The organism is Phytopseudomonas daroniae, from assembly GCF_004327285.1.
GTDB classification, from domain to species: Bacteria; Pseudomonadota; Gammaproteobacteria; order Pseudomonadales; family Pseudomonadaceae; genus Aquipseudomonas; species Aquipseudomonas daroniae.
The window spans coordinates 181967-200678 of sequence record NZ_QJUI01000009.1; the positions used below are offsets into that span (position 1 = coordinate 181967).

Here is an 18712-nt window from a genome sequence, read left to right on the forward strand (position 1 = left end):
AGACCTTTGATCAGCGTATCGATACGACTTTTCTGTCCTGATTCACCTTGATAGCTGATACCGACAGGTTGCCGGTGGCGGCTTCCTGAATGTGCTCGCTCCACCAGGCCATCATCGGTCGCCTGCGTTCGATATAGTCTGCCCGGTTGTAGGCGCTACGAACCTCGTCCTTATCGACGTGGGCAAGTGCCACCTCGATCAATTCAGGATCCCAGCCGTGTTCGTTGAGGACGGTGCTGGCCATTGAGCGCATTCCATGGCTTACCAGGCGGTCTTTAAAACCCATACGTTTTAGCGCCATGTTGGCGGTCTGGCTGTTGCAGTGTGTGCGAGGATTACGGTCTGCAGGGAACACGTACTCTCGATGCCCGCTATAGGGTTTGATCGCCTCCAAAAGCGCCAATGCTTGATCAGTGAGCGGCACGATGTGCGTGCGGCGTTTCTTCATGCGTTCAGCAGGGATCGTCCAGATACGCTTTTCGAAGTCGATATCGACCCAGCGGGCGGTGGCTGCCTCTGCTGGCCGGGTCATGGTGTTGAGTTGCCATTCGATAAGACAACGTGTGGTTCTTTTTATGCTGGCATTGGCAATTGCCACCATGAGCTCTTTCAGCTCATCGGGAGCAAGCGCTGCCATGTTCTTCTTTTTCGGTTTCTTGAAGACGGACCGAATACCGCTGAGCGGGTTTGCGTGAATCAGTCCCGAGTTGACCCCGTAGGTCATGATCTCGTTGAGTCGCTGTGACAGCCGCTTAACGGTTTCAAGGCTGCCTTTGGTTTCGAGTGGCCGAAGCAGGTTGATGACTTGTGGTGCGCTGATGGCTGAGATCGGTGTGGTGCCCAAATCCGGGTACACGTGCAGCGTCAGGGAGCGCCAGATGTCTTCAGCATAAGCAGGCGTGACCGAGTCTTTTTTGAGCTCATACCAAGCCGTCGCGACGTTCTGAAAAGTATGTTCGGTTTCAGCCTTCTTGGCCTGTTTCAGGGTATCTCGTTGCTCTTTTGGATCGATGCCAGTAGCAAGCAGCTCCCTTGCCTCAATGGTCATTTTTCGTGCCTGAGCAAGAGACAGTTCAGGATATGCACCAAGCCCCATGTTGATGCGCTTCTTGGTTACAGGATGGTAATAGTTGAAATTCCACAGCTTTGAGCCATTGATTCTCACTCGCATCTGAAGGCCGTCGCCATCAACTAGGACGTAGTCCTTCTCCGTAGGCTTGGCAGCTTTGATCTTGAGTTCAGAAAGGCGAGTAGCTTGAGCGCACATTGGTATTCCATGGAGAGTTTTGGTATTCCAAAAATTAGCACCTGTAGGCTTGGAATACCATTTGGAATACCGAAAGACATAGATCGCGCTGGACGCTTACGGACACTGATGGCGCTGAAAGCCCCGTACTTGCTGGGTTTCAGGCACAAAAAAAGACGTCCGTGGACGTCTTTAGATGGTGTAATGGTGGAGCCGGGGGGATTTGAACCCCCGTCCGCCAGTTCTCCACTGTCGGTACTACATGCTTAGCCGTGTCTATTGAGTTAATCCGCAGCCGCCCGACGGGCAGGGTGCTTTGGACGAGTTGTGTAAGTTTTAGCCACTTCGTCCACAACGTACTACGCGGCGATCCTGTTCTGCATGACAATCACTTCGGGTTTACAGGCATCCCCTGGTGATCGCTGGAGCCGAAGCTACCAGAAGGACTAGTCGCGCCGCTTACGCAGCGAGAGCGTAGCCCTCGTAGTTTTCGTCATTGGCAACTATAGAAAGTTGCAACAGTGGATTTACGACTTCTGTTACCAAGTCGGCATGCACCTCGAGCTTCGCTACCGGCGTCGAATCCTAATCGGCCCCAAAAGCGTGCAAGGTTTGTAGTGTACGCCAAAGGTCAGATGGAGTCGACCGGCATGCACTGCGCCTGCTGAATCAGGCCAGCACTGCGGCTGGCCTGATTCGGATCAGTTGGTTGCGCCGCTGCCATCGTCGCCCGGTGCATCGAGCAGTTGCAGGGCGCGTTCGGCGTGGGTGCCACAGGTTTGCAGGTCGCCTGCGGATTGCGCTTGCAGGGCTTGTTCCTTGGCTTCTTCGACCTGGCTCTTGAGGGGCTCACCTAGAGTGGCTTTGGTTGCCATACTATCGTTGAGCTTCTGCAGGTTGACGGTGCACAGGTCATCGGCTGCGAAGGCTGGTGCGGCCAGTACGGCGGCAATGACGAACATGGATACGCGCTTCATGTGGTAATCCTCTCATCACGAATAGGTTCCCGGTGCCGCCCTGGTTGAGGGTGAGGAGAGCCGGGAGCGACCAACCCAATCATTTGGGCTTACTGAAGCTGACTGGCCTTTCGTGACGACGGTTCAGTGTTTTTCTGATGGCGCAACGCCTGCATCAAGTTGGTGCAGGCACATCCAGCGGATCGGCATGTACCAGCACTTCGGCCTGGTCGAACTCGGCGCGAATCGCCATCTCGACCTCCTCGCACAGGGCGTGGGCGCTGGACAGGCGCAGTTCGCCTGGCAGTTCCACATGCAATTGCACGAACCAGCGGGTGCCGGAAAGACGGGTGCGTAGATCATGCACGCCGAGCACGCCGGGCACTGCGCAGGCCAGCTCCTGCATGCGCGTGCTGACTTCGGGGGCGAGCTCCTGATCCATAAGCACGCTGACGGATTCACGGGCGATACTGATGGCGCTCCACAGGATGTAAGCGGCAATGGCGATGGCGAACAACGCATCGCCTTGTTGCCAGCCAAGGTAGGCGAGTAGCAGGGCCAGCAGGATGCTGCCATTGAGCAGCAGATCGGAACGGTAGTGCAGCGAATCGGCATGGATTGCCGTGGAACCGGTGCGGCGAACCACGTGGTGCTGGAACAACAGCAAGGCGACGGTCAGCGCCATGGACAGCAGCATCACCGCGATCCCCAAGGCCTGTGCGCTCAGTGGCTCGGGCTGGCGCAGGCGTTCGACGCCCTGCACCGCAATCAGCACCGCACTGGCGCCGATGAACAGCGCCTGGCCGAGCCCTGCTAGGGCTTCGGCCTTGCCATGGCCGTAGCGATGATCTTCATCGGCGGGGCGCAGGGCGATGTTCACGGCGATCAGGTTGAGCAGCGAGGCGGCGCTGTCGAGTAGCGAGTCGGTGAGGCCGGCGAGCAGGCTGACCGAGCCGCTCGCCCACCAGGCGATGGCTTTGCACAGCACCAGGATCAGCGCGACGCAGAGTGCGGCGGCGGTGGCCTGACGCATCAGACGGGCGTGCTGGCGGTCGAGGGTCATGGGGCGTCCATGGTGTGCGGCGAGGGGCAAGCCCGTCGTCTGTGACGGGCTGCCGGAGTGGATCAGGCAGCGGGGCGCAGACCGTAGGCTGCCAGCTGTTCGCTGCTGCCGCTGTGCTGGATCAGGCGCGGATCGTCGAGCGGCAGGCTGTGGCCGGTCTGGGTTTCGATCAGGGCCTTGAGCTTGGCGGTGTCGATCTTGCCGTCAGCATCCACCACTTCCTGCAGGGACTGCGGATCGACCTGGGCATTGAGGCCGCCTGGCAGGTAGATGGCGCCAGTGGCGAAGTCGATGCCAAAGGCGATCAGGCCGGGAATCACGTAAAACAGGATACCGATGGCATTCAGGCCGACGATCAGCGGGTCGACGCGGCCTTCGATCTGCCCGCGGCGATCCGGATAGAACAGCGTGCCGCAGGCGGTGAGTTGAGTGAACAATGTAACGGCGAGAACGCCGCCGATAACACGGGATTTCGTGCGCATCGAGCACCTCCAGAAAAAGTGGACGCCACTATAGCAAGGCGTGAATTGCAAAGCTGCTGTGGCGCAGCGAATACGCCGCTTCCGATGTCATCTGACCGACGAACCCGGAAGGCGGTTCGTCGTATAATCGCCGGCCGATGATGGAGTCTTGATGAATACCCTGCCGATCGATTCCCTGCTGCCCGATTTGTGTCGCGCTCTGGCCGAGCGTGACGAAGTGGTGCTTGAAGCACCACCCGGTGCCGGCAAGACCACTCGCGTACCGCTGGCCGTGCTCGATCAGCCCTGGCTGGCCGGGCAACGCATCATCATGCTCGAACCCCGGCGTCTGGCCGCACGTGCTGCAGCGGAGCGTTTGGCCAGCGAACTCGGCGAGACGGTCGGCGAAACCGTGGGTTACCGCATCCGCCTGGACAGCAAGGTCGGCCCGCGCACGCGCATCGAAGTGGTGACCGAAGGCATCCTGGCGCGACGGCTGCAGGATGATCCGGCGCTCGAAGGCGTGGGGCTGGTGATCTTCGATGAATTCCATGAGCGCAGTCTGGATGCCGACCTGGCCCTGGCACTGACCCTCAATGGCCGGGCGATGTTTCGCGGTGCCGACAGTGGTGAGGCGCCGCTCAAGGTGTTGCTGATGTCGGCGACCCTGGAGGGCGAGCGACTGGCCGGTTTGCTCGACGATGCGCCAGTGCTGCGCAGCGAGGGACGCATGTACCCGGTGGACACGCGCTGGGGCGCGCCCTGGCAGGCCGGCGAGTGGCTGGAGCCCAAGGTGCTGCAGACCGTGTTGCAGGCCTTGGCCGATGAGCCGGGCAGCCTGCTGGTGTTCCTGCCCGGCCAGGCCGAGATTCGCCGGGTGGCCGAGCAACTGGGCGAGGCGCTGGCCGGGCGATCCGATGTGCGCGTTTGTCCGCTACATGGCGAGTTGGAACTGTCGGCCCAGCGTGCGGCCATCGAGCCGGCGCCGGCCGGGCTGCGCAAGGTGGTGCTGGCGACCAATATCGCCGAAACCAGCCTGACCATCGATGGCGTGCGCGTGGTGGTGGACGCCGGTCTGGCGCGGGTGCCGCGTTTCGATCCGGGCAGCGGCATGACGCGCCTGGACACCCAGCGTATTTCCCGAGCCTCGGCGACGCAGCGTGCCGGCCGTGCCGGGCGGCTGCAGCCGGGCGTGTGCTACCGGCTATGGTCGCAGGCCCAGCATGAACAATTGCCGGCTTATTCCTCGGCGGAAATCCTCCAGGCCGATCTTGCCAGTCTGGCGTTGCAACTGGTGCGTTGGGGCGTCGAGATGGACGAACTGGTCTGGCTCGATCCGCCGCCCGCCGCCGCATATGCCCAGGCCCGGGATCTGCTGCAGCGTCTGGGGGCTCTCGATGCCCGAGGCGTGCTTACCGCCCACGGCCAGGCCATGGCCGAGCTGCCGGCGCATCCGCGTATCGCGCATCTGTTGTTGCGTGGTCAGGCCCTTGGCCTGGGCCAACTGGCCTGTGACCTGGCGGCACTGCTGGGTGAGCGCGACATACTTCGCGGCGGCCAGCGAGGTGCCGGCGCCGACCTGCACAGCCGGCTGGCCTTGCTTTCGGGGGAGAGCCGGGCAGCGCGAGGCGCTCAGCGGAGCGCCGACCGAAGTGGCGTGCAGCGAGCCCGGCAGCTGGCTCGCCAGTTCCAGGGCTACCTGCGGCGCGTGCCGATCAACGAGGCGGTGAGCGACCCCGAGCACGGCCGCTGGCTGGGTGCGTTGCTGGCCTTCGCCTACCCGGATCGCGTCGCTCGGCAGCGCCGTGGGGGAGGCGCCGAATATCGCCTGGCCAATGGCCGTGCGGCGCTGTTCAACGAGGCGGACGCCTTGATGAAGCATGCCTGGCTGGTGGTCGCCGACCTGGGTAGCCGCCAGGGGCAGCGTGAGGAGCGTATCTACCTGGCCTCCGAGCTGGAACCAGAGTTGTTCGAGACGGTGCTGGCCGAGCAGGTGACCACTCAGGATCTGCTCGAATGGGATGAGCGCGAAGGCGTGCTGCGTGCCGAGCGGCAGCGCAGAGTAGGCGATCTGGTGCTGTCCAGCGAGGCGCTACCAGGGCTGGACGCCGAGGCGCGCACGGCTGCGCTGGTCGCCCTGGTGCGCCGCAAGGGGCTGGCGCTGCTGCCGTGGACGCCCGAGCTGCGCCAGTGGCAGGCGCGGGTCGTGCTGTTACGCGGGCTGGATCTGCAGGCGCAGGCGAGCAGCGAATGGCCGGACGTTTCCGACGCGGCGCTACTCGCCAGCCTGGAGACCTGGCTGGCGCCGTACCTGGGCAAGGTCACCCGGCTGAGCCATTTCGCCAACCTCGATCTGTCGTCGATGCTGCAAACGCTGCTGCCCTGGCCCTTGCCCCAGCGCCTGGACGAGTGGGCACCGCGCAGCCTGCCGGTGCCCTCCGGTTCGCGTATCGGCCTGGATTACAGCGAACACCCGCCGGTGTTGGCAGTGCGCCTGCAGGAGTTGTTCGGCCTGGCGCAAACGCCACGCATCGCCAATGGCCGACAGCAGGTCTTGCTGCATCTGCTGTCGCCAGCGCGCCGTCCGGTGCAGGTGACCCAGGATCTGGCCAACTTCTGGGTCAGTACCTACGCCGAGGTGAAGAAGGATCTGAAGGGGCGCTACCCGAAGCATTACTGGCCCGACGATCCGCTGATCGCCGAGCCCACGGCACGGGCCAAGCCGCGCAAGACCTGATGCCGATCAGCCCAGGCAGCGGGTCACATGCTTGACCGACTGATAGGCGGCCAGCCCCCAGGGGCCCAGTTCGCGGCCGATGCCGCTGCCCTTGGTGCCGCCCCAGGACGTTTCGACGAACACCGCCTGGATCGAGTTGATCCATACATGGCCGACTTCCAGGGCGTCGGCGACGCGCTCGGCGCGCTGCAGATCGGCGCTGGCAACGGTGGCCACCAGGCCGAAGCGGCTGTCGTTGGCCAGTGCCAGGGCCTGCTCCTCGGTGTCGAAGCGTCTGGCACAGAGCACCGGGCCGAAGATTTCCTGCGTCCACAAGCGGCTATCGGTCGGTACGTCGGTGTAGAGCGTCGGGGCGACGAACCAGCCGGGGCGTTCCAGTGGCGAGCCGCCGCTGGCGCAGTGCAGCCCTTCTTCACGGGCGATGGCGAAGTACTCGGACACCTTGTGCCATTGCGCCTCGCTGGTCAGCGGGCCCATGTCGACCGCTTCGCTGAGCGGATTGCCGATACGCAACGTGCCCAATGCCTCGGCCAGACGGGGCAAGAGGGCATCGGCGATGCCATCCTGCACCAGCAGGCGCGAGGTGGCCGAGCACATCTGCCCGGCGTTCCAGCAGATACCGGCGACTATCCATTCCACGGCCTGGTCGAGGTCGCAGTCATCGAACACCAGAATGGCGGACTTGCCGCCCAGCTCCAGGGTCACGGGGCGGCAATGGGCGGCAGCGCTGCGCATCACCAGGCTGCCGACCGCGTTGCTGCCGGTGAAGGACAGCTTGTCGAGGCCGGCATGCTCGCTCAGTGCCGCACCGATTTGCGCCTTGCCGCCGACGATGTTCAGCACACCGGCCGGCAGGCCCAGGGCATCGGCGATCTGGCCGTAGGTCTGCTCGATCAAGGGGGTGACTTCCGACGGTTTCAGCACCAGGGTACAGCCGGCCGCCAGGGCGGGGGCGAGCTTCCAGGCGCTGGTCACCAGGGGGAAGTTCCAGGGCACGATCAGCCCGACCACGCCGACGGGCTCCAGGCGCGTGCGCGAGGAAAAGCCCGGTGTAGCCAGGGCGACATCACGGTTCTGCTGCGGCAGGCCTTCGGCTTGCTCGGCGTAATAACTGAAGGTGGCCACGGCATCGTCGATATCGACTTCGGCCTCATGGCGCGGCTTGCCGTTGTTGCGCATCTGCAGGGTGACGAGTTCGTCGCGGCGCAGGCCGATCTGCTCGGCGAAGCCGCGCAGGTAGCGGGCACGCTCCCGGGCGTCGAGGTTTTTCCAGCCGGGCAGCGCCTGGCGGGCGGCAGCTACGGCCTGATCCACCTGGACGGTGCTGGCCGACAGCAATTCGGCGAAGGGTTGGCCGAGGGACGGATCGAAAACGCTGAGGATGTCGGCGCCTTCGCCAGCGACCCAGCGGCCATCGATGTAGTGAGGTGTGTTCATGGCAGTGCTCCAGCAGCCGCGCCGGGCGCGATGGTGAAAGTGGGATTGGTCTGATGCCGATCAGATGAAGTTATTTCCCTTCTCCCACTACGGATGCTTGCGTTCGTTGTAGGAGCAAGGGGGCACCTAACCTTGCCGGCGATAGCAGTGGTGGAACTGCCTCGCGCTGCGACGAAGGTTTTTATCGCTGGCGAGCCAGCTCCTACGGGCGCTCATTGGCTCTTGTCAGGGCGCGAACGGCGGTGCCTCGGCGATCTCGATGAGCAATGGCCGATCACTCGGCGCCTCGCGCAGCAGGGCCTGCAGATGTGCGTGATCGCGGGCGCGCTCGGCCAGGCAGCCGAAACCACGGGCGATAGCGAGGAAGTCCGGGGTGTAGATATCCACGCCCAGCGGGGTGATGTCGCGGCGTTGCATATAGCGCTTGATCTCGCCGTAACCCTGGTTGTTCCACAGCAGCACGATGATGCCGACTCGCGCTTCCACGGCGCTGGCCAGTTCCGGCAGGGTGAACTGGATGCCGCCATCGCCCATCAGGCTGATCACCGGGCGTTGTGGTTCTGCCAGCTTGGCGCCGATCGCCGCCGGCAGGCCGTAGCCCAGGGTGCCATAGCCGGTCGAGGCGTTGAACCAGCGGCGCGGGCTGTCCAGGTCGACCAGGTGGTTGCCGCTGTACACCGTCTGGGTCGAGTCGCCGACGAAGCGCGCATCGGGCAGTGTCTCGAGGATGCAGTCGAACAACTGGCGGTAGTGCGCCCAGCCGCTGAAATCCTCGGCCAACTGCTGGCGAGCCGCGGCAGCACGCCGGGCGCCAGCACTGTCGTCACTGCCGATGCGAGTCGGCAACTCGTTCAGCAGGGCGCGTATGGCAAGGCCCGCATCGCTCTGGATGGCGATGCTCGGAGGGTAATTGCGGGTGAGTTGCTCGGCGTCGATATCGATGCGGATCAGTTCGCCGCCAATGCGGAAGTTGCCATCGAAGACCACGTCGTAATCGGTCTCGCCCAGTTCGGTGCCGATCGCCAGCACCACGTCGGCCTCCAGGGCCAGTTGCCGTACCGGCAGCAGCGATTGATTGCTGCCGATCAGCAACGGGTGCTGCGCCGGCAACAGGCCCTTGGCGTTGATGGTCAGTGCGGTGGGCGCATCCAGCACTTCGGCCAGTTGGCGAACCTCATCGGGCAGCGCCACGCAGCCGCCACCGATCAGCAGCAGCGGGCGACTCGCCGAGCGCAGGCGCTGCGCTGCCTGCCGGATCAGTTGCAGTTCCGGGCCGGGGCGCGAGGTGACCACGCGCGGTTGCAGGTGCAGGTGGTCGGCAGGGGCGGTAATGATGTCCAGCGGCAGTTCGATATGCACCGGGCGCGGCCGCTGGCCGTCGAATACGGCGAAGGCGCGGGCCAGCACGGCGGGCAGTTCCTCGACGCTCATCAGGGTATGGCTGAAGGCGCTGACGCCGGCGACCAGGGCGTGCTGGTTCGGCAGTTCGTGCAGATAACCGTTGCCCAGGCCGAGTCGCTGGCGCTCGTTGACGCTGGAGATCACCAGCATGGGAATGGAGTCGGCGTAGGCCTGGCCCATGGCGGTGGCGATGTTGGTCATGCCCGGCCCGGTGATGATGAAGCACACGCCGGGCTTGCCGCTCACGCGGGCATAGCCGTCGGCCATGAAGCCGGCACCCTGTTCATGGCGCGGGGTGATGTGGCGGATGCCGCTATCGGGCAAGCCGCGGTACAGCTCGACGGTGTGCACGCCGGGAATGCCGAACACGGTGTCGACGCCCCAGGCCTGCAGTTGCTTGACGAGGAATTCTCCACAGGTGGTCATGCTGTTGTCCTTGTGGTGGATGACGCGATGCCGGCTCTTCGGGAGCCGGCACTCGATGGATAGTGGTCGTTGTACTCAGGCCAGGCTGGTCGCTTGCGCCGGGCGCCGACTCAGCAGGCTGACCACGACGAAGCTGAGCAGAGCGATGGCCAGGCTGTAGTAGATCGGCGTGTTGGCCTCCATACCGTCCCTGAACATGAACACCAGAGCGGTGCCGCAGCCCAGGGCCATGCTGGTGATGGCGCCGGCGGTGGTTGCGCGCTTCCAGTAGATGGCGCCCAGCATGGGGATCAGGATACCGCCGACCAGCAGGTTGTAGGCCAGGGTCAGGGCGCCGATCACGTCATTGACGATCAGGGCGATGACCAGCACCAGCAAACCGGTGAGAAAGGTGAACAGCCGTGCCATGCCCAGGCTGGACTGGCGACCGCCACGCAGCCTGGGCAGCAGGTCTTCGGTCAGCGTGGTCGAGGCGGCGAGCAGGCCGGCGCTGGCCGTGGACATCATCGCCGCCAGCGCTGCAGCGATCACCAGGCCGCGGATGCCATCCGGCAGGGCGTTCTGGACGATGGCCGCGAAGGCGTTGTTGGCGTTGTCCAGTTCCGGCAGCAGCACCTTGGCGCACATGCCGATCAGCGCACCGACCAGGCCGTAGATCACGCAGTACACCCCGGCCAGGCTGCCGGCTACGCGAGCCACATTCTCGCTGCGGGCGGTGAACACGCGCTGCCAGATGTCCTGGCCGATGAGGATGCCGAAGAAGTAGATCAGGAAGTAGGTGATGATGGTGTCATAGCCGATGGTGGTCAGGCTGAAGGCACTGCCCGGCAGCTTCGCCACCAGCTCGTCCCAGCCGCCGACGCGGTACAGGCAGATGGGCAGCAGCACGAACATCAGGCCGACCGTCTTGATCACGAACTGCACGATGTCGGTGAGGGTCAGCGACCACATGCCGCCGATGCTCGAATACACCACCACCACGGAGCCGGAAAGCAGGATGGCGACCCAGAAGGGCAGGTCGAACAGCACCTGCAGCACCGTGCCGCTGGCCAGGGTGGACACCACGGCGATCATCAGCGCGTAGGCGAACATCACCACGGCGCTGGCCTGGCGCGCCATGGGCGTATAGCGGCGTTCGAGGATCTGGGTGACGGTGAAGATGCGCAGCTTGAGCAGCGGCTTGGCCAGGAACAGATTGAGCACGATGATGCCGGCGCCCAGGGCGGCGCACAGCCAGAACCCGGAAATGCCGTGCACGTAGCCCAGGCGCACGGTGCCCACGGTGGCGGCGCCGCCGAGTACGGTGGCGGCCATGGTGCCCATGTAGAAGGCAGGGCCGAGGTTACGCCCGGCCACCAGGTAATCTTCCTGATTGCGTGCGCGACGCATGCCGTACCAGCCAAGCAATAACATGCCGGCGGCGTATATGAAGACAACGGAGATATCCAGGATCATGGTCTTGTTCTCATTTTTCTGGCGTTGATCCGGGCGAGGTTGCGCCCGGGGTTTGCGGTGTGATCGCGGCGTTGGTCAGACGGTTTCGGCGTTGCCCGGAACCCGTGGCGCGGCACTTTTCAGGCGTGCCCAGCGGGGGCCTTCGGGGCCATAGACTTCGGCTGGTTCGGGGAACAGGTTGAGCAGCATGAGATAGAGCACGCAGGCCATGCCCAGGGTGATCGGCAGGCTGATATCGATACCTCCAGCCAGTTCGCCCAGCGGGCCGACGAACTGGCCGGGCAGGTTGACGAAGCACAGGCCCGTCGCCGCGCTGGGAATCCAGGCGCCCAGGCCGCGCCAGTTCCAGCCATGCCGGAACCAGTAACGGCCACCGCGCTGGCCACGGGTGAACACCTGCAGGTCATCGGCGTGGTAGAAGCCGCGGCGCACGATCAGGCCGAGGATCATGATCACCATCCACGGGCTGGTGCAGGTGATGATCAGCACGGCGAAGGTCGACACGCTCTGCACCAGGTTGAAGGTGAAGCGGCCGATGAAGATGAAGGCGATGGCGGCCACGCCGATCAACAGTGTGGCGCCCGCGCGGCTCATCAGGCGCGGGAACAGGCTCGACATGTCCAGGCCGGTGCCATACAGCGCGGTGGTGCCGGTGGACATGCCGCCGATCACGGCGATCAGGCACACCGGCAGGAAGAACCAGGTCGGTGAAATGGCCAGCAGACCACCAACATAGTTGTTGGCCTCGATGTACTGCGGCGCCTGGCTCGCCACCAGGGTGGCGGTGCACAAGCCGAACAGGAAGGGGATCAGGGTGCCCGTCTGGGCGGCCAGTACGGCCAGCATGATGCGCCGCTTCGGCGTTTGCCGCGGGATGTAGCGCGACCAGTCACCGAGGAAGGCGCCGAACGATACCGGGTTGCTCATGGCCAGGATCGCCGCGCCGATGAACGCCGCCCAGAAGCCTGGCTGATCGATGCTGACGCTACCGGCGAAATCCGCATCGAAGTGACCGGCGAAGGCGAAGATGCCGAGCAGGAATAACAGGCTCGACGCCCACACGGCGATCCTGTTGACCCATAGCATGAAGCGGAAGCCGTAGATGCACACCACCAGCACCAGTAACGCGAACAGGCCGTAGGCCAGGCCCAGGGTCAGGTCGTTCTCGGGCAGGCCGATCAGCCGTTTGGCGCCGCCGACCAGGGCATCGCCGGAACTCCACACCGACAGCGAGAAGAACGCCACGGCGGTGAGCAGCGAGAGGAAGGAGCCGACGATGCGCCCGTGCACGCCGAAGTGGGCGCCGGACGAGACCGCGTTGTTGGTGCCGTTCAGCGCACCGAACAGGCCCATGGGCGCGAGGATCAAGGCGCCCACCGCAACGCCGAGGATGATCGACCACATGCCGGCCTGGAAGGACAGGCCGAACAGAACCGGGAAACTACCCAGCACCGAGGTGGCGAACGTGTTGGCGCCGCCGAAGATCAGGCGGAACAGATCGGTGGGGCTGGCATCGCGTTGGTCGTCGGGAATCTGTTCGACACCAAAGGTTTCGATACGCGTCTTGTGACTCATGTGTTTCTCCAGCGCCTGTCACGATTTTTATAAGGTCGGCGCAAGTACGCCGACCTCTTTATTCACCCCCGACAGTCATCGGGTGGTGGTGCATTGGCAGTGCGGCATGGCCGCGAAGAGCCAGTCAGGCTCCAATACCCGCAAGGGCGGTGTATATCCGGCAGGCAGGCTTCGGATGGCCCGCTAGTGCCGCTGTCGGATCAGCTCGCGCTTGGCACCGACAGGTGTTCATGACAGGCCAGCCAGCGGCCGTCGTACCAGTGGAAAACGATGCTTTCGCGTTCCTCCAGCTGCAGCTCCTGATCAGCGATCCGCAGCCGCGTGGACACATCGTGGATGAAGATCGCCATATCGCCGTGCAGGCTGACGCTGGCGTTGCTGGAGCGACAGTTCAGCACGGCAAAACCCTCGGCCTGCCACTGCGCCCACAGCGCTTCGTATTCATGGCGCGAGTGCAGCGGCTGGGGCAGGGTGTGAAAAACGAACGTGGCGTCCTCGCTGAAACAGGCGAAGTAACGCGCCGTGTCGTTGCTGGCAAAGGCGCTTACCAGGTCAGCGGCCGCCTGGCGAACATCGGCTTCGCGGCTCATCGGCGGGTCACACCGGGCAGCACGCAAAGCATCTCGTAGAGCAGGTTGGCACCCAGCAGCGCGGTATTGCCGGTGGTGTCGTAGGGCGGCGACACCTCGACCAGATCGCAGCCGATCAGGTTCAGGCCCTGGCAGCCGCGGATGATTTCCAGCGCCTGGATGGTGGTCAGCCCGCCGACTTCCGGGGTGCCGGTGCCTGGAGCCCAGGCCGGGTCGATGCCGTCGATGTCGAAGGACAGGTACACCGGGCCACCGTCGACCTTGGCACGTACCTCTTCCATCAGCGGCGTCAGCGAGCGATGCCAGCATTCCTCGGCCTGCACCACGCGAAAGCCCTGGCGACGGCTCCAGTTGAAGTCATCGGCGGTGTAGCCCTGGGCCCGCAGACCGATCTGTACCACGCGGTCGCTGTCCAGCAGGCCTTCTTCCTGGGCACGGCGGAAGGTGGTGCCATGGGCGATCTTCTCGCCGAACATATGATCATTCACATCCGCATGCGCATCGATGTGCACCAGGCCGACCTTGCCGTACTTCTTCTTGATCGCCCGCAGGATCGGCAGGGTCAGGGTATGGTCGCCGCCCAGGGTCAGGGGAATGATGCCGCGCTCGAGGATGCCATCGTAGTGTTGTTCGATGATGCGTACGGCATCGAGCAGGTTGAAGGTGTTGATCGGTACGTCGCCGATGTCGGCCACGTTCAGCGAGTCGAAGGGCGCGGCGCCGGTGGCCATGTTGTAGGGACGGATCATCACCGACTCGGCGCGGATCTGCCGCGGGCCGAAGCGGGTACCGGAACGCAGGGACGTGCCGATGTCCAGGGGAATACCGACGAAAGCGGCGTCGAGCTTGGCGAGTTCTTCGGGTGCTTGCACATGGGGCAGGCGCAGCATGGTGGCGATGCCGCCGAAGCGGGGCATTTCATTGCCGCCCAGGGGTTGGTGCAGGGTCTTGTCCATGGGGAGGCCTCAGGCTCGTTCTGGTTGTGGCCGGATTCTTGACCAGTCAGGTGTCGGGAAGAATCGGCAGGGGCAAAAACTTAGTTCAGGATTGTTTGAACTTATGGCGCGATCTGTTCCTGGGAAGGTGTAGGGCGGGTGCAACCCGCCATTCCGGTGCGGCGGGTTGCACCCGCCCTACGATCGGTAAGTGGGGTCGATACGATCCAGCTTGCGTAGCCAGGCCTGCCAGAGCAGCTGGCGTTGCCACTCGGCGCCCTGCAGTTGCTCACAGGCATGCTGTGACAGATGTGCCGGAATCTCGCTGCAAGCCTGGCCACCGCCGTTGGCGGCGAGCTGGATCTCGCAGGCGCGGTTGAGGTAGTACATGACGTAGAAGGCGTCGGCGACGCTAGCGCCGACGCTGAGCAGGCCGTGGTGGCGCAGCAGCAGGGCGATGTTGTCGCCCAGCGAGGCCTGGATGCGCTGGCGTTCGTCCAGATCGAGGGCGACGCCCTCGTAGGCGTGGTAGCCCAGGCGTTGGTGGAACTCGGTGCTGATCTGGTTGAGCTGCAGCAGGCCGGCGTCCTGCGCCGCCACCGCCATGCCCGCCAGGGTATGGGTGTGGATCACGCAGTGGGCGTCGTCGCGAGCCATGTGCACGGCGCTGTGGATGGTGAAGCCGGCGACGTTGTAGTCGGCGCGGCCTTCCACCACCTTACCGTGCATGTCGACCACGATCAGATCGCTGGCGCGGATCTCCTCGAAGAACAGGCCGAACGGGTTGATCAGGAAGCGCGGCTCGTCGCCCGGCAGGCGTACCGAGAAGTGGGTGTAGAGGGTGTCGTCCCAGCCGAACAGGGCGGCCAGGCGATAGGCCGCAGCGAGGTCGCGGCGCAGGGTGGCGAGATCGGTCATGCCGGAAGCTCCAGGCCGATGAAGCGGCGCACGCGTTCATGTTCGCCATGGCGAATGCTGTCGGGTGCGGCGTCGAGTTGGACGTGGCCGTTCTCCATGAACAGCACGCGGTCGGAAATGGACAGGGCGAAGTCCATCTCATGGGTGACGATGAGCATGGTCATGCCTTCGCGGGCCAGGTCGCGGATCACCGCGAGCACGTCGCCTACCAGCTCAGGGTCGAGCGCCGAGGTGGGTTCGTCGAACAGCATGATGTCCGGCTTCATGGCCAGTGCACGGGCGATGGCCACACGCTGCTGCTGGCCGCCGGAGAGCTGGTGCGGGTACTTGTCGGCATGGGCCAGCAGGCCGACCTTGTCGAGCAGGGCCAGGGCCTCGGTGCGCAGGTTTACGGGTGTGTCCAGGTGGTGGTAGCGCGGTGCGAGCAGGACGTTGTCCACGATGGTGCGGTGCGGAAACAGGTTGAAGCTCTGGAACACCATGCCGATGCGCCGCACGCCTTCGCGCTGGCGACGGTTGTCGGGGCGGTCGCCGGCCCGGATGAAGTCTTCACCGAACAGCACGATCTCGCCTTCGTCGATGCTTTCCAGGCCGTTGACGGTGCGGATCAGCGAGGTCTTGCCGGAGCCGGACGGGCCGATGATGGCGATCACCTCGCCGGGCTGCACGCTCAGGTCGATGCCCTTGAGCACGTGATGATTGCCGTAATGCTTGTGGATGTTGCTCAGGTGCAGCGCCGCCGGTGTGCCAGCCGCATTCGTCTGGACACTGCCGCTGGCCACGCTCGGCAGCGTGCGGCGCAGCTCGGCGATGGCGTTGTCGCCGAGGGTGTCCGGCTTGCGCCGGGTCAGGTCGAGGTGGCGTTCGAGGTACTGCAGGCCCCAGCCGAACAGCGTGACGATCAGCACGTAGTACACGGCCACTGCGCCGAGGGTCTCCAGCACCAGGAAGTTCTGTGCATAGAGGCGTTGGCCGACCAGCAGCAGTTCGGTCAGCGAGATCACCGAGACCAGCGAGGTCAGCTTGACGATGGTGACGTATTCGTTGGTCAGCGTCGGCAGGGCGATGCGGAATGCCTGCGGTACCACGATCAGGCGCTGGGTGCCGAGGCGGCCGATGCCCAGGGCACGGGCCGCCTCGCGCTGGCCCTTGGCCACGGAGAGCAGGCCGCCGCGGTGGATTTCCGCCATGTATGCCGCCTCGGTCAGCACCAGGGCGATCAGGCCGGCGTAGAAGGGATTCGACAGTACCTTGCCACTGGCGGGCAGGAGCTGTGGCAGGTTGTAGACGAAGATCAGCAGCACCAGCAGCGGTACGCTGCGGAAGAACCAGACATAGATCGAGGCCGGAGCGCTGAGCCAGCGGCTGCTGGCCTGCTTGGCGCTGGCCAGGCCGAAGCCGAGCACCAGGCCGATCAACCAGGCCAAGGCGCTGAGCTTGACCACCGTCCAGCAGGCCGCCCAGAAGGCCGGCATGGAAAACAGGGAGAAGAAGTAGCCCCATTCGAATTGCATGTGACATCTCCGATGAGCCACAAGCTCCAAGCCACAAGCTGCAAGCGAATCGGGCGTTTCCCCTGCTTGTGGCTTGCAGCTTGTAGCTTGCGGCTGTTTTTCAGGCTTCTTCCAGGTTGTATTTCTTCAACAGCTCGGCGTACTCACCGCTGGCCTTGAACTCGTCCAGCGCGCTTTTCAGTGCGTCCAGCAACTGGGCGTTGCCCTTCTTCACGTAGATGCCCAGCACCTGCGGATAGATGGCGTTCTGCGAGCTGATGGCGATGCGCCCGCGCGCCTTCTCGACGATCAGCAACGAGGCGGCGTCGATCTCCAGGTGCGCCTGGATATGGCCGGAGAGCAGGGCCTGCGAGGTTTCCGAGGTGGTCGGGTACTGGTTGATGGTGATGGCGCCGGTGCCCTGTTCCTTGCAGTAGCCGTCGGAGACCTTCTGCAGCGCCGGGATCCACGAGGTGCCCTGTTGCAGGCCGACGGTCAGGCCGCACAGTTCTTCCGGGGTGGCCGGTTTCTTCTCGGCGTCGCTGCGCACCATGATCGCCGCGCCGGTCTTGGCGTAGGGGATGGCGTCGGCCTTCTCCAGGCGCTCGGGGAGGATGTACATGCCGGAGATGATGGTGTCGAAACGCCCGGCATCGAGGCCGAGGATCAGGTTGGGGAAGCTGATGTCGTTGAAACTGGCCTCAAGGCCCAGGCGCTTGGCCAGGGCGGCGGAAACTTCCGGGTCGAAGCCCAGTACCTTGTCGCCTTCGTAGTACTCGAACGGTGGGTAGGAGATTTCCATGCCTACCTTCAGTTCGCCGCTGGCGATGGTCTTCGGGGCTTCGGCGGCCTGGGCGACGCTCACGGCGAGGGTGCAGGCGATGGCCAGGGAGGCGGTACGGATCGAGGGGCGAATTGCCATTGTGGTTATCTCCGGATCAGGTTTTTGTGTTGGCAGGGGGCTACATAGGGGAAAGTCACAGTGCGCTCGGCTGGTGCTTCAGATGGCCGAAGCTGGAGGGCCGGCGCGCGCGTTCGGGCAGTTGCAACTGGCCGTCCTCGACGCGCTTCTTCAGGTATTGGTAGGTCTGCAGCGCCTGGCTCCACATGTGCTCGCCGATGCTGATGGCCTCGTAGGCCTGGCCGGCAGTCTCGAACTGCGGCAGCGGGCGGATCTGCGTGTGGTAGTCGCAGGCGTAGAAGAACGGGAAGGAGTAGCGCTCTTCGCTGACCTTGCGCACGCGGTGCGAGGTGGCGACGAAGGTGCCGGCGCTCATTACCTCGAGCATGTCGCCGATGTTGACGACGAAGGTGTCCTCGCGCGGTGGCGCGTCGATCCACTGGCCGAGGTCGTTCATCACCTCCAGGCCGGGGCGGTCGGCGAGCAGGATGGTGAAGCACTCGTAGTCGGTGTGGGCGCCGATGCCGGGGGCGTCCTGGGCATCGCCGTCATAGGGGTAGTGGATCAGGCGCAGCTTCGACGGCGGGAACTTGGCCATCTCGTCGAAGGTGTTTTCCGGCAGGCCCAGGGCCAGGGCGAAGCCGCGGAACAGCGTGCGGCCGAGCTGGAACACGCGCGCGTAGTAGGCCTGCACGGCTTCCTGGAAACCAGGCAGGCTTGGCCAGTGGTTCGGCCCCAGCAGCGGCGTGCCGGCCAGTACCAGCGGATTGTCGGCGGGCACCTCGAAGCCGATGTCGAAGGCTTCCTTGTGATCCGGCTTGCCGGCGCTGTAGCGCTCCTCGCCCTCGGGCACGAAGCCCTTGTGGCTTTCCGAGGCGCCGATGTAGTGGCGCATCTTGTCGTCCAGCGATTGCGCGAAGTAGTCCTCGGCCGCCTGGTGCAGGCTGTCGATCAGCGCCGCTTCGATGCCATGGCCACTGATGTAGAGAAAGCCCACTTCACGCGCCGCACGGCCCAGCTCTTCGGCCACGGCCAGGCGATCGGCGAGGTCGTCACTGAACAGACCGGCGATATCGACCACGGGGATTTCGGTGAAATTCTTGTTGGTAGTCATCGTG

Annotated in this window: 15 protein-coding genes and 1 other RNA gene; 1 reads left to right on the forward strand and 15 read right to left on the reverse strand. The window is 64.3% G+C overall.

Annotated features, from left to right (window positions below):
• Window positions 1-10 precede the first annotated feature (10 nt).
• The 5 genes from DNK06_RS12165 to DNK06_RS12185 form a co-directional block, all read right to left on the reverse strand.
• Window positions 11-1267 carry an integrase domain-containing protein gene (locus DNK06_RS12165; protein WP_131180269.1) on the reverse strand — a complete coding sequence of 419 codons (1257 nt, stop codon included), beginning with the start codon at window positions 1265-1267 and terminating at the stop codon, window positions 11-13.
• A 184-nt stretch (window positions 1268-1451) separates the two neighbouring features.
• Window positions 1452-1843, reverse strand: a transfer-messenger RNA (tmRNA) gene (ssrA, locus tag DNK06_RS12170).
• A 104-nt stretch (window positions 1844-1947) separates the two neighbouring features.
• Window positions 1948-2223 (reverse strand): hypothetical protein, encoded by a 276-nt coding sequence (locus DNK06_RS12175; RefSeq protein WP_131180270.1) that lies wholly within the window; start codon window positions 2221-2223, stop codon window positions 1948-1950.
• Window positions 2224-2377: 154 nt separating this feature from the next.
• On the reverse strand, window positions 2378-3265 hold the full coding sequence (locus DNK06_RS12180; protein ID WP_131180271.1) for a cation diffusion facilitator family transporter: 888 nt from the start codon (window positions 3263-3265) through the stop codon (window positions 2378-2380).
• Window positions 3266-3327: 62 nt separating this feature from the next.
• The gene (locus tag DNK06_RS12185; RefSeq protein ID WP_131180272.1) at window positions 3328-3747 is read right to left on the reverse strand and encodes a polyribonucleotide nucleotidyltransferase; all 420 of its coding nucleotides are present in this window, start codon (window positions 3745-3747) and stop codon (window positions 3328-3330) included.
• 151 nt (window positions 3748-3898) lie between these two features.
• Between DNK06_RS12185 and hrpB the strand changes: the two genes are divergently transcribed.
• Entirely contained in the window at window positions 3899-6463 is a 2565-nt protein-coding gene (gene hrpB / locus DNK06_RS12190; protein WP_131180273.1) for an ATP-dependent helicase HrpB, read from the forward strand.
• Window positions 6464-6469: 6 nt separating this feature from the next.
• Here the strand turns inward: hrpB and DNK06_RS12195 are convergent, their stop codons facing one another.
• From DNK06_RS12195 to DNK06_RS12240, 10 genes are all read right to left on the reverse strand, one after another.
• Window positions 6470-7900, reverse strand: coding sequence for an aldehyde dehydrogenase family protein (locus DNK06_RS12195; RefSeq protein WP_131180274.1), 1431 nt, complete (start codon window positions 7898-7900; stop codon window positions 6470-6472).
• Window positions 7901-8125: 225 nt separating this feature from the next.
• Window positions 8126-9727, reverse strand: coding sequence for a 5-guanidino-2-oxopentanoate decarboxylase (locus tag DNK06_RS12200; protein WP_131180275.1), 1602 nt, complete (start codon window positions 9725-9727; stop codon window positions 8126-8128).
• A 75-nt stretch (window positions 9728-9802) separates the two neighbouring features.
• Entirely contained in the window at window positions 9803-11182 is a 1380-nt protein-coding gene (locus DNK06_RS12205) for a sodium:solute symporter family protein (RefSeq protein ID WP_131180276.1), read from the reverse strand.
• Between the two features lie 75 nt (window positions 11183-11257).
• On the reverse strand, window positions 11258-12757 hold the full coding sequence (locus DNK06_RS12210; RefSeq protein ID WP_131180277.1) for a purine-cytosine permease family protein: 1500 nt from the start codon (window positions 12755-12757) through the stop codon (window positions 11258-11260).
• Window positions 12758-12957: 200 nt separating this feature from the next.
• Complete coding sequence (locus DNK06_RS12215; protein WP_131180278.1) at window positions 12958-13347, reverse strand: YybH family protein; 390 nt, start codon at window positions 13345-13347, stop codon at window positions 12958-12960.
• Window positions 13344-14303, reverse strand: coding sequence for an agmatinase (gene speB, locus DNK06_RS12220; RefSeq protein WP_131180279.1), 960 nt, complete (start codon window positions 14301-14303; stop codon window positions 13344-13346). Before speB ends, DNK06_RS12215 begins: the two co-directional genes overlap by 4 nt.
• A gap of 177 nt (window positions 14304-14480) precedes the next feature.
• Window positions 14481-15200 (reverse strand): class II aldolase/adducin family protein, encoded by a 720-nt coding sequence (locus DNK06_RS12225; RefSeq protein WP_131180280.1) that lies wholly within the window; start codon window positions 15198-15200, stop codon window positions 14481-14483.
• Window positions 15197-16714: an amino acid ABC transporter permease/ATP-binding protein gene (locus tag DNK06_RS12230; protein WP_131180281.1), complete on the reverse strand. Its 1518-nt coding sequence runs from the start codon at window positions 16712-16714 to the stop codon at window positions 15197-15199. The genes DNK06_RS12225 and DNK06_RS12230 overlap by 4 nt, the downstream gene beginning before the upstream one ends.
• Window positions 16715-16814: 100 nt before the next feature.
• The gene (locus DNK06_RS12235; protein ID WP_131180282.1) at window positions 16815-17615 is read right to left on the reverse strand and encodes an ABC transporter substrate-binding protein; all 801 of its coding nucleotides are present in this window, start codon (window positions 17613-17615) and stop codon (window positions 16815-16817) included.
• A gap of 55 nt (window positions 17616-17670) precedes the next feature.
• The gene (locus tag DNK06_RS12240) at window positions 17671-18708 is read right to left on the reverse strand and encodes an isopenicillin N synthase family dioxygenase (protein ID WP_131180283.1); all 1038 of its coding nucleotides are present in this window, start codon (window positions 18706-18708) and stop codon (window positions 17671-17673) included.
• Window positions 18709-18712 lie beyond the last annotated feature (4 nt).

Coding starts and splice junctions, on each gene's coding strand:
- DNK06_RS12165 (WP_131180269.1), bottom strand. CDS start 1,267: ATGTGCGCTCAAGCTACTCGCCTTTCTGAACTCAAGATCAAAGCTGCC.
- speB (WP_131180279.1), bottom strand. CDS start 14,303: ATGGACAAGACCCTGCACCAACCCCTGGGCGGCAATGAAATGCCCCGC.
- DNK06_RS12185 (WP_131180272.1), bottom strand. CDS start 3,747: ATGCGCACGAAATCCCGTGTTATCGGCGGCGTTCTCGCCGTTACATTG.
- DNK06_RS12235 (WP_131180282.1), bottom strand. CDS start 17,615: ATGGCAATTCGCCCCTCGATCCGTACCGCCTCCCTGGCCATCGCCTGC.
- hrpB (WP_131180273.1), top strand. CDS start 3,899: ATGAATACCCTGCCGATCGATTCCCTGCTGCCCGATTTGTGTCGCGCT.
- DNK06_RS12180 (WP_131180271.1), bottom strand. CDS start 3,265: ATGACCCTCGACCGCCAGCACGCCCGTCTGATGCGTCAGGCCACCGCC.
- DNK06_RS12240 (WP_131180283.1), bottom strand. CDS start 18,708: ATGACTACCAACAAGAATTTCACCGAAATCCCCGTGGTCGATATCGCC.
- DNK06_RS12205 (WP_131180276.1), bottom strand. CDS start 11,182: ATGATCCTGGATATCTCCGTTGTCTTCATATACGCCGCCGGCATGTTA.
- DNK06_RS12195 (WP_131180274.1), bottom strand. CDS start 7,900: ATGAACACACCTCACTACATCGATGGCCGCTGGGTCGCTGGCGAAGGC.
- DNK06_RS12175 (WP_131180270.1), bottom strand. CDS start 2,223: ATGAAGCGCGTATCCATGTTCGTCATTGCCGCCGTACTGGCCGCACCA.
- DNK06_RS12210 (WP_131180277.1), bottom strand. CDS start 12,757: ATGAGTCACAAGACGCGTATCGAAACCTTTGGTGTCGAACAGATTCCC.
- DNK06_RS12200 (WP_131180275.1), bottom strand. CDS start 9,727: ATGACCACCTGTGGAGAATTCCTCGTCAAGCAACTGCAGGCCTGGGGC.
- DNK06_RS12230 (WP_131180281.1), bottom strand. CDS start 16,714: ATGCAATTCGAATGGGGCTACTTCTTCTCCCTGTTTTCCATGCCGGCC.
- DNK06_RS12225 (WP_131180280.1), bottom strand. CDS start 15,200: ATGACCGATCTCGCCACCCTGCGCCGCGACCTCGCTGCGGCCTATCGC.
- DNK06_RS12215 (WP_131180278.1), bottom strand. CDS start 13,347: ATGAGCCGCGAAGCCGATGTTCGCCAGGCGGCCGCTGACCTGGTAAGC.